The organism is Flavobacteriales bacterium (genome assembly GCA_029248105.1).
Lineage (GTDB): Bacteria > Bacteroidota > Bacteroidia > Flavobacteriales > UBA7312 > UBA8444.
Window position 1 is genome coordinate 1 of sequence record JAQWJZ010000004.1, and the last position, 17,148, is coordinate 17,148.

The 17,148-nt window shown below is 35.2% G+C and carries 14 protein-coding genes and 1 tRNA gene; 10 read left to right on the forward strand and 5 right to left on the reverse strand.

Going from position 1 to position 17,148, the window contains the following annotated elements; translation table 11 throughout:
- The coding region (locus tag P8I29_00585; GenBank protein ID MDG1916293.1) for a helix-turn-helix transcriptional regulator at nt 1-121 on the reverse strand (121 nt) is incomplete at its 3' end.
- Between the two features lie 99 nt (nt 122-220).
- Between P8I29_00585 and P8I29_00590 the strand changes: the two genes are divergently transcribed.
- A complete protein-coding gene (locus P8I29_00590) occupies nt 221-694 on the forward strand; it encodes a hypothetical protein (protein ID MDG1916294.1) in 474 nt (157 codons plus the stop codon).
- Between the two features lie 64 nt (nt 695-758).
- Here the strand turns inward: P8I29_00590 and glyA are convergent, their stop codons facing one another.
- Entirely contained in the window at nt 759-2,033 is a 1,275-nt protein-coding gene (gene glyA / locus P8I29_00595) for a serine hydroxymethyltransferase (GenBank protein MDG1916295.1), read from the reverse strand.
- Nucleotides 2,034-2,088: 55 nt separating this feature from the next.
- On the opposite strand from glyA, the gene P8I29_00600 reads away from it, so the two are divergent.
- The 8 genes from P8I29_00600 to def all read left to right on the forward strand — a co-directional run bounded on the left by P8I29_00600 (nt 2,089) and on the right by def (nt 11,915).
- Nucleotides 2,089-3,036: a nitronate monooxygenase gene (locus P8I29_00600; protein ID MDG1916296.1), complete on the forward strand. Its 948-nt coding sequence runs from the start codon at nt 2,089-2,091 to the stop codon at nt 3,034-3,036.
- Between the two features lie 25 nt (nt 3,037-3,061).
- Nucleotides 3,062-4,555 (forward strand): gliding motility-associated C-terminal domain-containing protein, encoded by a 1,494-nt coding sequence (locus tag P8I29_00605; protein MDG1916297.1) that lies wholly within the window; start codon nt 3,062-3,064, stop codon nt 4,553-4,555.
- A gap of 64 nt (nt 4,556-4,619) precedes the next feature.
- Entirely contained in the window at nt 4,620-6,083 is a 1,464-nt protein-coding gene (gene guaB, locus P8I29_00610; protein ID MDG1916298.1) for an IMP dehydrogenase, read from the forward strand.
- Nucleotides 6,084-6,111: 28 nt separating this feature from the next.
- A complete protein-coding gene (locus P8I29_00615) occupies nt 6,112-8,217 on the forward strand; it encodes a peptidylprolyl isomerase (GenBank protein MDG1916299.1) in 2,106 nt (701 codons plus the stop codon).
- A 17-nt stretch (nt 8,218-8,234) separates the two neighbouring features.
- A complete protein-coding gene (locus P8I29_00620; GenBank protein ID MDG1916300.1) occupies nt 8,235-9,074 on the forward strand; it encodes a hypothetical protein in 840 nt (279 codons plus the stop codon).
- Nucleotides 9,061-10,386 (forward strand): peptidylprolyl isomerase, encoded by a 1,326-nt coding sequence (locus P8I29_00625; protein ID MDG1916301.1) that lies wholly within the window; start codon nt 9,061-9,063, stop codon nt 10,384-10,386. Before P8I29_00620 ends, P8I29_00625 begins: the two co-directional genes overlap by 14 nt.
- 8 nt (nt 10,387-10,394) lie before the next feature.
- Complete coding sequence (locus P8I29_00630; GenBank protein MDG1916302.1) at nt 10,395-11,348, forward strand: MoxR family ATPase; 954 nt, start codon at nt 10,395-10,397, stop codon at nt 11,346-11,348.
- On the forward strand, nt 11,349-11,915 hold the full coding sequence (gene def, locus P8I29_00635; protein ID MDG1916303.1) for a peptide deformylase: 567 nt from the start codon (nt 11,349-11,351) through the stop codon (nt 11,913-11,915).
- Between the two features lie 3 nt (nt 11,916-11,918).
- On the opposite strand, the gene P8I29_00640 is transcribed toward def, so the two are convergent.
- A complete protein-coding gene (locus P8I29_00640) occupies nt 11,919-12,647 on the reverse strand; it encodes an outer membrane beta-barrel protein (GenBank protein ID MDG1916304.1) in 729 nt (242 codons plus the stop codon).
- A 70-nt stretch (nt 12,648-12,717) separates the two neighbouring features.
- Nucleotides 12,718-12,791, reverse strand: a tRNA-Arg gene (locus P8I29_00645).
- Between the two features lie 155 nt (nt 12,792-12,946).
- Between P8I29_00645 and P8I29_00650 the strand changes: the two genes are divergently transcribed.
- Nucleotides 12,947-14,950 (forward strand): kelch repeat-containing protein, encoded by a 2,004-nt coding sequence (locus P8I29_00650; protein ID MDG1916305.1) that lies wholly within the window; start codon nt 12,947-12,949, stop codon nt 14,948-14,950.
- A 75-nt stretch (nt 14,951-15,025) separates the two neighbouring features.
- On the opposite strand, the gene P8I29_00655 is transcribed toward P8I29_00650, so the two are convergent.
- Nucleotides 15,026-17,148, reverse strand: a 2,123-nt coding sequence (locus P8I29_00655; protein ID MDG1916306.1) for a M43 family zinc metalloprotease, incomplete at its 5' end; no start/stop codon positions are given.

Here is a 17,148-nt window from a genome sequence, read left to right on the forward strand (position 1 = left end):
CCCCTGACTCTAAGCGACTTAAATTAGATTTTTCCATATTACATTGAGCGGCTAAGACCTGTTGGGGAATTCCTTTCTTCTCACGAATGTTTTTTATGTTTTTTCCTATGAGAAGTTGCATTTTAATTTTATCAAATACTACTTTCAATTGAACTGATTTAGGTTATCAATAATGATAATATTTGTATATTTGGGCTTTTAGCTAAAACTTATTTAAATCATGAAAAAATTACATTCTTTAGGGGTAGCATCTACCTTATTACTCTTTTTATTATTAATTGGAACAACAACTACCAGCTGCAATAAAGTAAAAGGATGTATGGACTCTATAGCTAAAAACTACGATGCTTTAGCGGAAAAAGATGATGGAAGTTGTATATATGAGGGTAAAGTAGTCTTTTGGTATACAGAGCCTGTCTCGGAATATTTAATTAACGATAGATTTGTGACTTCTTTGGTTTATTATGTCGGAGGGGAATTAGTGTGTTCATCAGCTGCAAGTGTTTCTTATACCTCAAACCCTGAATGTGGAGATTATGGTGCCATTACTGTTACAAGGGATTTGGGTAAATTAAAGTCAAAACAATATTCTTATAAAATAGAAGATGGTATTGATGGAGAAGTAATTTGGAGTGGAACTATAAATTTTGAAGCTAATTCTTGTTTAAAAATTCAATTAGTAAAAAACTATTAAATTTAAAAGTATCTATTAGCTTAGACTGATTTAATCATTGTAACTAATAGATACTTTTTTATTTTTAATAAGCAAACAAAGGAAACTGACTCATAAGGTCGTTTACTTTTTTGCGGACACTAAGAATAACTTCTTCGTTATCGATATTCATCAATACCTCGTCTATTAAATCTACAATTTGAGGAATGGTATCTTCCTTAATTCCTCGTGTAGTGATAGCAGGAGTACCTACTCGCATACCAGAAGTAATAAATGGTGATTTGTCATCAAAAGGCACCATGTTTTTATTAACTGTAATATCGGCTTTTACAAGTGTATTTTCGGCATCTTTACCCGTTACACCTTTGGAGCGTAAGTCCAATAACATACAGTGGTTTTCAGTGCCACCAGAAATAACTTTATAGCCTTTATCTATAAAGCACTGTGCCATAACAGCCGCATTTTTTATTACTTGAGCCGTGTACGCTTTGAATTCAGGTTCTAGGGCTTCTCCAAACGCAACCGCTTTAGCACCAATTACGTGCTCTAAAGGTCCACCTTGTGTGCCAGGAAATACTGCCGAGTTCAATAGTGCAGACATTTTTCTAATGTTTCCTTTGGGCGTTTTTAATCCCCATGGATTATCAAAATCTTTGCCCATCATGATAAGTCCACCTCTAGGTCCACGTAAAGTTTTGTGAGTTGTGGTTGTAAGGATATGGCAGTGTGGTGCAGGGTTGTTTAGGTGTCCAGCGGCAATAAGTCCAGAAGGGTGAGAGATGTCGCCCATAAGTAATGCACCCACCTTATCGGCAACGGCTCTAAAACGAGCGTAGTCGATATCTTTAGAGTAGGCCGAAGCACCACATATAATAAGTTGTGGTTTTTCTTCTATGGCAGTTTGTTCCATAGCATCGTAGTCAATAAGCCCATCTTCTTCTTTTACAGAATAGAAGCTCGTTTGATATGTTTTGCCAGAAAAGTTGACAGGAGAACCGTGTGTAAGGTGTCCGCCGTGAGCTAGGTTAAAGCCTAATATTTTGTCTCCGGGTTTTAGTACCGCAAGATAAACAGCAGCATTAGCTTGTGAACCTGAGTGGGGTTGTACATTGGCATATTCAACACCAAAGAGTTCTTTGACTCTATCAATAGCCAATTGTTCTACCTTATCTACCACTTCACAACCACCATAGTAACGCTTGTTTGGAAAACCTTCAGCATATTTATTGGTCAGTACCGAACCCATGGCTTCCATCACTTGTTCGCTCACGAAATTTTCGGAGGCAATAAGCTCAATTCCTGATATTTGACGGTTTTTTTCTTCCTCAACAAGCTCAAATATTCTGTTATCTCTTTTCATTGGTAAATTTTATATAATTTCGCTTCATTAATTTTTGCGGGAACAAAGATAGAAAATGAACAATACTATTACTCAATTATTTGGCATAAAATATCCACTTATTCAAGCAGGTATGATTTGGTGTAGTGGTTGGGAGTTAGCATCGGCAGTAAGCAATGCTGGTGGGCTAGGTATAATCGGTTCAGGCTCTATGTATCCCGATGTATTGAGGGAGCATATCCAAAAATGTCAAGCCCATACGGACAAGCCTTTTGCAGTCAATTTACCACTGCTTTACCCTCAGATTGATGATCATATTTCCATTCTTATTGAAGAAGGGGTCAAGGTAGTATTTACTTCGGCTGGAAATCCTGCTAAGTGGACTAGTCATTTAAAAAAGCATGGAATAACTGTAGTTCATGTGGTCAGTAATGTCAAATTTGCTTTGAAGGCTGTTGATGCTGGAGTAGATGCAATAGTAGCTGAAGGCTTTGAGGCAGGAGGGCATAATGGCAGGGAAGAAACCACAACGATGTGTCTTATTCCACTGATAAGAAGAGCCGTTTCAGTACCCTTGATTGCTGCTGGAGGTATTGGTAGCGGTGCAGGAATGTTGGCGGCTATGGCTTTGGGTGCTGACGGTGTGCAGATAGGAAGTCGTTTCATTGCTTCGCCAGAATCTTCGGCGCATCAAAATTTTAAAGACTATATTCTAAAAGCCAAAGAGGGCGATACCCAATTGATGTTAAAAGAAATCACTCCTGTTAGACTTTTAAAGAATGAGTTTTATCATCAAATTATTACAGCCTATGAAAATGGAGCAACAAAAGAAGAACTTCAAGAATTGTTGGGCAGGGGCAGAGCAAAGAAAGGTATGTTCATGGGCGACTTAGATGAAGGTGAATTAGAAATCGGTCAAATATCGGCAACGATGAATACGATCAAACCTGCCGCCGAAATTGTTCAAGAAATAATTGAAGAATTTGATATGATGAAAAATAAATTATCCAAAATAGTGTTGTAGACTTATCCGTTAGTTAATTATAATAATGCGAATTCTCAAAACTTTTATATTAACCTTGCTTTTTTTGAGGTCGTTTGTGGCTTTTTCTCAAGACCCAGATGCTCCACTAATCACTTATGTTAGTGTTAATCACAGCACTCAGCAAGTGGATATAAACTGGGTAAATACAACCACAGATGTTGTGGGCTATGTTATTTATTTTCAAGATATTTCTGGTTTATGGATTCCGCTAGATACCATAATGGGAATTAACAACACGAACTACTCCACACAAAACGCTAATCCTCAACAAAAAATAGAAACCTTCAGTGTAGTAGCTTTCGATGCTTTGGGCAATAGTAGTGTTCGTAGCGATTCGCATTCTACCGTTTTCCTTCAGTATGACTATGAAAATTGTGATACCATTCTTCAGCTGAATTGGAACAGTTATCTCAATATGTACGGCATGGATGGTTATCAGCTTAAAATAACTAGAGAAGATTTGTTATCCGGCATTCCTTTTCCAGAACAAACAATTGCTATTAGTCAAACGGATTCTTCTTATGATTTTCCTATTGAATATTCTAGCAAATACATCTTGTGGTTAGAAACAATAAGCCCCGTTAATTATATCTCAAAATCCAATATATTGGAAATAGTAACTACCGATATTGATGTGCCTATGTACAGTTATATCAATAGGGTTAGCGTTGTTGGAGAAAATAGTATAGAGGTAAGTGTCTTATCTAATTCTGAAGATTTGAGTCACGTTAATATTTACAAGTCTAATTTAGAAAATGGTTTTCAATTTTTTTTGGGTAAAGCCAATCTAACTAATGATGAATTTACAACTATTGACCCATTAGTTTTGCCAGAAAGAAATGTGTATTACTATAAGTCCAAGCCAGTAGATATTTGTGGTAAAGAATATAAGTTGCCCCAGTTCAGTGGAATAACGGATACATCTGTAGCCTACAATTTAAAATTGACTCCGCTATCCGTCACTAAAGAATCTATTTCAGTAGAATGTGGTAAATACGATAATTTTATATCGAGTTCACATATTGAATTATGGAAAGAAGTTAACGGTGAAAAAAGCTATTTGCAAGACGCTTATCCAGATATGCAATACGATGTGCCTATACGGTCTGATGTAGGTAAGGTTTGTGTCTATCTTCTCTCTACTGAAAACCTCAATAATTCTCTAAATAGAAAAGATTCTGTTCTATCAAATAAGTTATGTATTTCAAAATCTCCCTTACTGTTTATTCCTAAAGCCTTTACACCACAAAATCAAGACTTGAAGAATAACGAATGGAAAGTTGTTGTTTATGGAGAAAATGCCATTCAAAATTACAGTTTGAAAATCTACACAAGGTTTGGAGAAGCTATTTTCGAAACCAATTCCATACATGAGGCTTGGGACGGTACTATTAATAATTCACTTGCACCAGATGGAGTGTATATTTATAGTATTCAAATTGACTACGCACAAGGTGAGCAATTACACGAGGGTGGAAGTATAATGCTATTTCGATAATCTCATTTAAAATATCTTCTATTTGTTTAAGATTTTACTACCTTTGCCACACTAATTTTTGAGTATGGATTACAATCAGAAAATAATAGGCGAAGGATTGACATACGACGATGTGTTGCTAGTACCAGATTATTCTGATATTTTACCACATCAAGTCAATGTATCTACTCAGTTTTCTAGGAACATTAAATTGAATATTCCTATCGTATCTGCAGCGATGGACACTGTTACAGAAGCAAAAATGGCCATCTCTATGGCTCAAGACGGTGGCATTGGGGTACTTCACAAAAATATGTCAATTACTGAGCAATCGGCTGAAGTGCGCAAGGTCAAGCGTTCAGAGAGTGGTATGATTCTCGATCCTATAACATTGCCTCAAGATTCTCTTGTTAGTGATGCTTTAGAGATAATGAAAGAAAATAAAATAGGAGGTATTCCTGTTATTGCAGATGAAGGTGATTTAGTAGGAATTGTGACTAATCGAGATTTGCGTTTTGAAAAAAATCACTCTAGACCAATCTCTCAAGTTATGACAAAGCTTGATAATTTGATTACTACTCAACTTACCGATTTAGAAAATGCCGAGGATATTCTTCAAGCTAATAAAATTGAAAAGTTGCCTGTTGTTGATGAAAATGGTAAATTAGTCGGACTAATTACCTACAAAGACATCATGAAAAACAAAACGCGCCCCAATTCTTGCAAAGATCAATATGGTCGATTAAGAGTGGCAGCTGCAGTAGGTGTTACTGCCGATGTTAGCGAGCGTGTCCAATCTCTAGTAGATGCAGGTGTTGATGCTATTATTGTAGATACTGCACATGGTCACAGTAAGGGAGTTATCGATACCGTTAAGAAATTAAAATCCGAATTTGACATAGATATTATTGCAGGTAATATTGCTACTGAACAAGCCGCTATAGCTTTAGCCGATGCAGGTGTAGATGCTGTTAAAGTAGGCATTGGTCCAGGTTCTATTTGTACTACTCGTGTAGTAGCAGGGGTAGGGCTTCCTCAACTATCAGCAATTATTAGTGTGTCAAAAGCACTAAAAGACAGAGGTATACCTATCATTGCAGATGGTGGTGTGCGTTATTCTGGAGATATTGTAAAAGCTATGGTAGCAGGAGCAAGTTCTGTCATGTTAGGTTCAATTTTTGCAGGTGTTGAAGAAGCACCTGGAGAAACTATCATATTTGAAGGTAGAAAATTTAAAACCTACAGAGGTATGGGTTCAGTAGAAGCTATGCAGGCAGGTTCTAAAGATCGCTACTTTCAATCTAATCAAGATAATGCCAAAAAGCTAGTGCCAGAAGGTATTGTTGGTAGAGTAGCTTTTAAAGGAAATTTAGATGAAGTTATTCACCAGATGATTGGTGGATTGAGAGCAGGGATGGGATATTGTGGTGCTCACAACATCGCTGCACTTTCAGAAGCAAAATTTATAAGAATAACATCTGCAGGAATGGCCGAAAGCCACCCACACGATGTAAGTATTACAAAAGAAGCACCTAACTATAGTCGATAAACTTATTTAATAATTAAACTTAAACAAAATGAACAAAATTCTAATTTTATTAGCCTTTGCACTTACTTCAAGTATTGCTATGGCAGGTGGTAACTCACCAGTTAAAATGACTTCTTCCACAGGTGATGATCCTGATATGGTTATGCAAGTAGGACCAGAAAAGGTACAACTTGGAGAATTTGAGTCAATTTTCAACAAAAACAATAATGAAGAAAAGGTAACCCAAAAATACTTGGACGATTACACTGATCTATTTATTGATTTCAAAAGAAAAGTATTGTATGCCCAAGAAAATCAGATGGATACATCTGTAACTTTTAAAAATGAGTTAGCGGGATACAGAAAGCAACTTGCTCGTCCTTATCTGACTGACCAAGCTGCTGAAGATGAACTAGTCGCTGAGGCTTATGAAAGAATGAAGTACGAAGTGCAAGCTAGTCATATCCTAATTAGTGTTGCTGATAATGCATCTCCTCAAGATACTTTAGATGCTTACAACACAATTAAAGGATTGAGAAATAGAGCTCTAAAGGGTGAAGATTTCGGTAAATTAGCCAATGAATATTCTAGTGACCCGTCTGCCAAAACCAATAATGGTGATTTGGGTTACTTTTCAGCATTCCGTATGGTTTATCCATTCGAATCGGCAGCTTTCAATACACCAGTAGGAAAGGTTTCTGATGTTTTTAGAACTCAATTCGGTTACCACATATTAAAAACGGCCGATAAAAGACCTAACAGAGGAGAAGTTAAAGTTGCTCATATCATGATAGAAGAAAGAGAAGATGCAACCTCTAATGAAAAGGCAGCTAATCAAGAGAAATTACAACAATTGATGAAGTCTTTAAGTGATGGTGCATCATTCGAAGAAATGACTAAATTTTCTGATGATAAAGGTTCAGCCAAAAATAACGGTGAGTTACCTTGGTTTGGTGCTGGTCAGATGGTTCCAGAATTTGAAAACACAGCTTTCAACCTAAGCTCAGCAGGAGAGGTTTCAAAACCTATTCAAACAATGTACGGTTGGCATGTTATTAAATTACTAGACAGAAGAGGTATACCTTCGTTTGAAGATTCTGAAGCGGATATCAAAAATAAAATTAAGAGAGATAGTAGAAGCAATAGAGGAGTAGAATCTTTAATTGCAAGAATTAAAGATGAGTACAACTTCTCTGAAGGTAGAAGTCGTAGCCCTCTTGATCATACTGACTTTTATATACCTAGACTAAATCAATTAAATATTGATTTAGGTGGTAACTATTCTAACAACATAGACCCATTTTGTAAAATCAATTATAAAAAATGGGATAGAGCGTCTTATACTACTGACGGTAAAACCATGTTTACTTTAGATGGCATCGCTTACACTCAAGATGATTTTGCTGATTATTTAGCAGCAAACAAAATCAATGTAGATTCAGCAAATAGCTGTCCAGTAGTAAAACAGAGATACGAAGAGTGGGTAAACAAAACCTGTTTGGATTATGAGGACTCCAAGCTAGAAGAAAAATACCCCGAGTTCAAGGCTTTAATGAAAGAGTACCACGATGGTATCATGTTATTCGATTTAATGGATCAAAAAGTATGGTCAAAAGCTATTGACGATACTGCAGGCTTGTTAAATTACTACAACTTAACTAAAGAAAATTACCAGTGGGACGAAAGAGCTTTAACAACAGTTTACACCTCCAACGATGAGTTAACAGCTAGTAGAGTAAGAACACTATTGAACAACCGCTATAACTCTAGTGTGTTGACCTCTGAAGAAATGAGTTATTTAGGCTTTGGAAAAGGCGAATTCTATTTAAGTGACACACGTATTTTAAAATTGATGAACCGATACAGAGCTAATAACCTTAAAATATCTTCACGTTCTTTTGAAAAAGGTAAAAGCAATGCTGTCGATAACCATTGGTTTAAAGGACTTACAGAAAATGAATCTAACCTAGACGGTTCGGTATTTTTTGCTGACGTTAAAGAACTCAAAAATGGGGAGCAAAAAACATTTGAAGAGGCTAAAGGAGAGGTAATTACTAATTACCAAAACTATTTAGAAGCGGCTTGGAAATTAGAGTTAGAGAAAAAATATCCTGCCGAAGTTTATACCGATGTTCTTTATAAATTGGTAGACTAATAAATTCGTAAAAAATTATGAGGAAAAAAGCTTTATTATTTATTCTAGTATTAGGGCTTTTTTCCTGTAATTTCTTCAATAGTGATACAGACAATCTTCTTGTTACCGTTTATGGTGATGAGTTATATTATTCTGACATTCAGCACCTTATGTCTCCAGACCTAAGTGATGAAGATAGCTTGAAATTACTCAGAACACTTTGTGAAAAGTGGGCTAAGGAACAGCTACTAGTTCAAAAGGCTAAAATCAACTTACCGTTACTTCAGCAGAATGTTCAATCTCAAGTAGAGAGCTACGAAAATGCCCTCTTGATTTATTCTTATCAAAAAGAATTACTTAACCAAAAACTCGATACTCTTGTAAGTGAGGAGGAAATAGAAACTTACTATGCCAAGAATAAACAAAACTTCATCTTAAAAGATGCTGTGGTAAAGGTGAATTATATCAAACTAAAGAAAGAAGTACCTTATCTCTGGAAGGTAAAAAGTCTTTTTAAAAAGGATGATGATGAAAGTAAATTATCTCTAGAAGATTACTGTTATCAATTTGCTGATGACTACTACCTAGATGATAATTGGCTTTATGTAGACGATATCTTTAAGGCTTTTCCCGAAAGCTATACTTCTAGAACCCTCTATAAGGGCAAAGACATAGAATTTGTAGATAATGATTTTTATTATTTTCTTCACGTCAAAAAATATAAATCAAAGGGTAGCGTTTCACCTTTGGAAATGGTAAGCAATCAAATACAATCTATTATTGTAAATAGAAGAAAAATTAATTTTCTTAAACATGTAGAGATGGATTTATATCAAAACGCACTTGCTAAAAATTATGTTCAGTATGAAAAAAATTAGTCTATTAATATTTTCTTTTCAAATTTTCACTTTGCCTTTATTAGCTCAAGAAATGGTAGAAGGGGTGGTCGCTGTTATTGGTGATAAAGCGATTTTAAAATCTGAAATAGAACAGCAATACCTACAACTAAAAGCCTCTGATGTTACCAATGCCAGCCTCAGGTGTGAAGTGATGGAAGAACTGATGTTTCAAAAGCTATTAAGCCATCAAGCTGAAATAGATAGTTTGGAAGTTACAGAGGATGAAATAAATGATGCTATTGACCAACGTATTGATTATTTTGTGAGTCAGATAGGTTCAGAGAAAAAATTAGAGGATTATTTTGGTAAAACCATCTCTCAAATAAGAGAAGAGTTTCAAACTATTTTCAAGGAACAACGTTTGGCTCAGCGTATGGAAAGTAAAATAACTTCAGGTGTAAAGGTTACACCTCAAGAAGTGTTGAAATTTTATAATAAAATTCCAGAAGATAGCTTACCTCTGTTTCCTGAAGAGATATACCTTTCTCAATTAGTTGTTTATCCTAAAGTAGATAAGTCCGAAAGAGAACGCATCACTAAAAAGTTAAACGGTTTTAAGCAACGTGTTCAAAATGGTGAAGATTTCGCTTTTTTAGCGTCTTTGTATTCTGATGACCCAGGATCTGCTAAAGTTGGTGGCGATTTAGGTTTTGTGAAGAAAGGTAAGCTTGTTCCTAAATTTGAATCGGTAGCCTTTCGTTTGCAAGAGGGCGAATTGTCAGATGTTGTAGAAACAAAGTTCGGTTTTCACCTTATACAAATGGTAAAGAGAAGAGGACAGCAATTCAATATACGTCATATCCTTATTAAACCAAATATTAGTTCTAATGCTGTTGAAAAGGCTAAGACCAAACTAGATAGCATTATTCAATTTATGGCAAAAGATACCTTGTCGTTCGAGCAGTTAGCCATTAAGTATTCAGAAGATGAATCTAAAAACAATGGGGGAGTGATTGTGAATCCACAAACGGGTTCATCTTCATTTGTATTAGAAGAATTAGAATTTTCTGTTTCCTCTACTATTGATGGATTAAAAGAAAACGAATATTCAAAGCCTACCGTTTTTGTTAGTTTTGATGGTCGCAAAGGCTGTCGTATTATCAATGTAGATAGGATTATTGAAGAACATCAAGCAAATTTGAAAGAAGATTACGACCGTATTCAGAGTGTAGCTTTGCAGGAGATGAAAGCTCAGGCTTTGAATGAATGGAAGAAAGATAAATTAAAGGAAACCTACATAGATATCAAAAAAGATTTTGATTGTGTATGGAATGATAATTGGAAAAAGTAAGAGAATAGATGTCAGAAGTTGATGAATTAGATGGGTTTAAAGAATCCTACGAGAGATTTAGAAAGGAAATAGCCAAAGTTATAGTAGGGCAAGATGAAGTCGTTAAAAACGTCCTCATATCTATTTTTAGTCAAGGTCATTGTTTGCTAGTCGGTGTACCTGGTTTAGCAAAGACTTTGTTAGTTCAGACCATAGCTCAGTCTTTAGGGTTAAAATTCAACAGAATTCAGTTTACTCCTGATTTGATGCCATCTGATATAGTGGGTTCTGAAATCCTTGATGAGAATAGACAATTTAGTTTTAACAAAGGCCCTTTGTTTGCTAATATTGTTTTGGCCGATGAGATAAACCGTACGCCACCAAAAACACAAGCAGCTTTGTTAGAAGCGATGCAAGAAAAAGCCGTTACAGCAGCAGGAAGTCGTTATGAATTGGACAAGCCCTTTTTTGTGTTAGCTACTCAAAACCCTATTGAACAGGAAGGTACTTACCCACTTCCAGAAGCACAACTCGACCGCTTTATGTTTAATGTTGTTTTGGATTACCCTTCTTATGAAGAGGAACTAGAAGTTATTAAAAATACTACCTCTGACAAAAAAGTGGTATTAGATAAAATTCTTAATGCCGAACAAATATTGCACTATCAAAATTTAATACGCAAGATACCAGTTGCCGATAATGTAATGGAATATGCTGTTAAGTTAGTCGCTAAGACACGTCCCAATACAGCAATGGCAACAGATAGAGTGAATCAGTTTATTGCTTGGGGTGCAGGACCTAGAGCTTCTCAATTTTTGGTAGTAGGGGCTAAATGTCATGCGGCTATTAATGGTAAGTATTCACCAGATATAGAAGATGTCAAAGCTGTAGCTGAGCCTATTCTGAGACACCGATTAGTTAAAACGTATCAAGCTGATGCCGAAGGCATTAGTATAGAACAACTTATACAAGAGCTTTTATAGATGATTATACCTATTGTAGCATACGGAACAAAGGTTTTAAAACAGAAAGCTGAAGAGATCTCTTCGGACTATCCCAATTTAAAAGAGTTGATTGAAGACATGTTTGAAACCATGTATGAAGCTAGTGGAGTAGGTTTAGCAGCACCTCAAATTGGTAGGAGTATCCGTCTATTTATTGTGGATGGTAGCCCTTTTGCCGATGAAGACGCTGATATGGAAGGCTTTCGCAAGGTATTCATCAACCCTCAAATAGTCGAAGAAAGTGGCGAAGAATGGAATTTTAATGAAGGTTGTTTGTCCATTCCAAGTATTAGAGAAGATGTATCACGTCTTTCTAAAGTTCGTATTCGTTATCAAGACCAAGATTTCAATACCATAGAGGAAGAATATGATGGCACTAAAGCCCGAATCATACAACATGAATACGACCATATTGAAGGCGTGCTTTTTACAGATTATCTTAGTGCTATCAAGAAACGCTTATTGAAACGTAAACTAAACGATATTTCTAAAGGTAATGTAAAGGTCGATTATCGAATGAAATTCCCACTGAAAAAGGGTAGGTAAGACCTAAAGTTTTACCCATAAGCCAATTCCAACAGAAAGCATTTTCCTGTTTATTAGTACCTCTGTATATTGACCTAAAAAACTGTATTGTGCATAGGGGTTAGCAAACAAGGTGATTTTATCAGTATTATAGAAGTCTATTCCAAAGGCTACATTTCCATTCAAATTTATTTTTCTAAAAGGAGCATAAGAATGTTTAATTTTTTGTGTGGTTATTCTTGCTGGCTGGTCAGTATAATATATTTTACTTACAGTTTTGTTGTAAATGTTGTAACTACAACTTAACCCCATTTGGCTGTAAATTTTATCGTTGATGTAAAATTTAAGGTATAAGGGTACTTCAATATGGTAGTGAATTGTTAAAAGTGTAACTTTTTTGATATTAGATGCCGTAAAATCACCATTTTCAGGGTTAATTTCATCGCCGAAATGAAAATTCGCATATCTACTTCCATTATTTTGAAAGCCAAATCCAATACCAATTTTAGTTTTTTGACTTAATTCATATTCAGTAAATATTTTTGCATTAACAGATAGTTTTTTTCGTTTAAATACGTCTTCTTGTCTAGAAAGTTCCTCAAGGAATTTAATGCTATCATGTAAGGGTTCCTTAATGAATACATTAGCAATTGAATAGTTAGGTGTTAGTTCGATCCCAAATTTTAACTTCTTTTCTTGTGAAAAACTACTTAGATATAAGCATAATAACAGCAGAGTAAGGATTTTGTACATGGCTTTAGGTTTTAAGAATAAGACGAATTTAACTAAAAAAGCTCAACAATAAAATTGTTGAGCTTTTTTGTGATCGCGACAGGATTCGAACCTGTGACCGTCTGCTTAGAAGGCAGATGCTCTATCCAGCTGAGCTACGCGACCATTAAAAATGTGAGCGCAAATGTAAATATTTTTGAATAGATAGCATATAGTTATATACAAATATGTTTAATGCTATTCTAAGTATTTGTTTGAACTTCTACTTGAAAACAAAATTCAGTATTTTTGTACCTTATTACTAACACAACCTTTTTCAAGTGAATCTTATACGTTTACTCTTTTTTATAGCCCTTTTATTCTCTTTCACATTGAATGCCCAAAATTGGCAATCAAGTCCTTCTTATTCTGGAGATAGCAGACATCATCCTGTTACATTTTCTAACGACCGTTACGGTTTCGTCATGGCTGGTCAGAATGAATTAGGAGAATACCTTGAAGATGCTTTTCGATACGATGCTCAAACTCAAAGTTGGGAGCAATTGGCTAATTTTCCTGGTGGTCCGAGAGGATACGCTTATGGTGTATCTAATAATACGACTGCTTATGTAGGTTTTGGGAAATTCAATTCCGATTACCCAACCGATTGGTGGGCATATGATATTCCTAATAATGAATGGACACAATTAGCCAGTTTTCCTTCAGCAGGAAGAAGTCACCCTGCTTTAATACTTGTAAACGATAAAGTCTATGTAGGCTTGGGTAGTAATACCTCTAATTTGGGCGATTGGTGGGAATACGATATTCCTTCAGATAGCTGGTCACAAAAAGCCGATTTTGTTTTTGGTGACAGACATCACCCTTTTTATTTTGGAATTGATGGCATTCCATATGTAGGCTTCGGACATGGTAACAGCATAGATGGTAATATAAATGTCTATAACGATTTTTATAAATACGATGCTGAAACGGACAGTTGGATTACTTTAAATGTTTTTCCATCTGAAGGCAGGGTAGCAGGGACGCAATTTTCCTATAACGGTAAAGGGTATTTACTTAGTGGAGATGGTGATAATCATGGTCCTTTAGATAGTGGTGAGCTTTGGGAATATACCCCTCAATCAGATAGCTGGGTGCAATTGGAGTCTCACCCTGGCAATGCCCGTTGGGCGCCCGGTTGTTTTGTTATCAATTGTGATATCTACTTCACTTCTGGATACGATAGAGTAAATCTAATTTATTTTAATGACTTAGTACAATTTGAATTGGGACAAGAATGTGGTTGTACCGATGCTGCTGCTGTTAATTTCGATGCCAACGCTTCTATTGAGGATAACAGTTGTTGTTATGTAGATGGCTGTACGGAAATATCTTCCTTGAATTATAATCCAGAAGCCTGTTTTGATGACGGTAGTTGTGTAGCAGCAAATTTAGGCTGTACCAATCCATTATCCGATAATTATGATTTAACGGCAAATACGCTGGTGGCTAATGGGGGTCCTGCAGATAATTTCAGTTACGGTGTCGGTGGTTATCATGATAATGACCAATATGATATGGTATTTGACTGTCTTAATGATGTTACAATAAACTCAGTTGATGTTTATGCTCAAACCTCATTTGTTGTTGAGATTGAGATTTTAGACAATAACGATAATCAAGTTTATAGTGCAAACTTCATTTTGAGTGAAGGATTAAATACTTTACCATTGAATTACAATATTGAAGAAGGTATCGATTACAAAATCGGTGTTTTGGGAAATAACTTAGGTTTATACAGAAACAATAATGTTCAAACCGATATATTTCCTATCAATATTCTAGATTACTTAAGTATTACTGCCAATACTACCTCAAACTCACAAGATTATTATTACTACTTCTACAATTGGCAATTATCCGTAGAATGCCAAGATGCTTTTGGCTGTATAGATTCTTTAGCTTGTAATTATTCTGAATATGCTACTGTTGACGATTTATCATGCCAATACCTTGATGGTATTTGCGAAAGTTGTGAAGATGGTGTTATCATTGACAATGACGAGGATGACGATGGTATTTGTGATGACGAGGAAGTGATTAGCTTTAGGTGTATTGATGAGGCATGTATTGACCCTCTTGATGGTTCAGGTATTTATTCATCATTAGCAGATTGTGAATTGGAATGTTTGAATTCTGTGGGTATTGAAGGCCTAACAACATCATCTAAAAAGCTACTTCAAATCACTAACTTATTGGGGCAAGAAATTGATTTTAAAAAGGGCATACCTATGTATTATCTTTATGATGATGGTACGGTAGAAAAACGAATTGTGCTCGACTAGAAAGTTAGACATGTTATTATGATTCTACAATAGTGAGAATTATGAATCTTAGATATAATTACTTCAACTCATTAATTATTGTAAAACTATCTGTTTGTTAAAAATTTTATCATCAGATTTTATCAATACGTTATAGATGCCTTTAGCATAATTTGAGAGATCAATAACTGTTTTGTTCAAAGCAGTAATTGTTTTGATATTTTTCCCCATAGAATTGAAAACTTTAATTTCAATAGAATCATCAGAAATGAAATCTAGATAAAAAAGACCTCTAGATGGATTGGGATAAATTTCAAAATGGAATGACTTACTAATTCTAGAGGCTCCCAAATTATAAAATACAATGTCACTAAAGGGGGTTGCCCATGTTGTACCATTTGTGCCACAAGACGCTCTAATTTTCCAAATATATGGTCCGTTATCTAAATTATATTTTGTTTTTGAATTAGCATTTCCAGGAATGTTATTCCATTGCCAAATCTGATTAGTTGAAAGATTTTTAAGTTCTATAAAATAATGATCTGGATTTCCTGAAACAGGGGAGTCCCAATTCATTGTAATATTAGTTTGTAAAAGGTTGGAACTCGTATTTAAATTGATAGGTAATTTATCGCAAGAACTTTGCGTACTAAATGTTGAAAATTCTCCCCATGAAGAATGATACTGTAAATCAGAGTTTCCATTTTCATCAACATTACCTGTGCACCATGCTTTAGTATGCCATTGATAATCTGTATCAGCAGTGAAATTACCCTTGATAGTATTTATATTACCATCATTATCACCAATGACATATCTGTAACTATTTGTTCCAATTTCATTAATTTTTGCCTTAGATTGCCAAACTCCCCATTCGTTACTTGGTGCTTGAGCCACAAAAGTAACCCAGTTAGTTTCAGTTTCAACCGATAAGTCAATTAAATTAGGGCAACTTTCAAGAGTTGTGAATTGTGAATTTTCAGACCATAGAGATTGACAATCTATACTTCCATTTACGTTTAATAATCGACTTCTAATCGACCATTCATAAGTTGTATTTGGCTCTAGAAAGTACCTGTTTCTACTTGTGCCCGTAAAGGGAGTTGTATTGATAGAGCCAGCAGTTATTACTGTCCATGAAAACGAGCCTAACTCTCTATATCTAATCATATAATGTGAAGGCAAAATATTGGGTTGCTGCCAATTAAACCTTGCCCTATTATGAATAATATTATCAACATACAATCCATCTACAATTAGATCGCATGCATTTGGTTCATAATACTCGCACGATCCATCATCTAGCTGAGCATTGATATCAAAATTTGTAGCTACCGAATCAGTACAGCCTGATACAAGTTCAACACAGAATTCAAAGCTAATATTTGAACCAAAGTTAGCTTGTGACATACTCACAATAGGATTGTTATTATTTAAAATATAGAAATCACCATCTGAATTACAAGATGAATATGAACCGCCACTTAAACCATCTCCATAGCTATCATTAATGCTAAATGTATAACACCCCTGTGTAAGACATAAATTGTATTCATATAAGGTATTGTCCTCATAAGAATTAGTTGGAGAAGATTGTATTATATCACCATTTTTTATAAGCTCCCAAGAAGTTTCTTCACCCCAGCAATCAGTTAAAATATTTATGCTATAATCTATGCAGCTGTATTGACATGAACTATCCTCAGCGGTAGCCAATGGGTTGAAGTTATTAGCTAGTGAATCAGTACAACCAGCTAAATAGGGAGTACATAAATTATTATTTAATAATCCACTACGACTATTGTTTAATGCTGCAATCATTCTGTTTTTTTGACCAGTAGTAAACATATGAAGACAATTGTCATAACTATAGTCCATATAATTCATAAACATATCTCCATCAGGCCCATTATTACAACTAACTGATGGAAAAGTTTGACAACCACCATTAGCAGACTCTTGGGTTGGAGTGTCATCAACCAGGTCATCACCACAATAACTATCTCCCCAAATATGTCGTAAATTTAACCAATGACCAACTTCATGAGTTAAAGTTCTTCCTAAATTATAAGGATATAGAGCCGTGCCAATTGATCCAAAATATTCGTAATCTACCACTACGCCGTCAGAAGAAGCTGGTCCTCCAGGAAATTGAGCGAAGCCTAAAGTGTTTCCAGATAAATCACAGACCCAAATATTGAGATAACTTTCAGAATCCC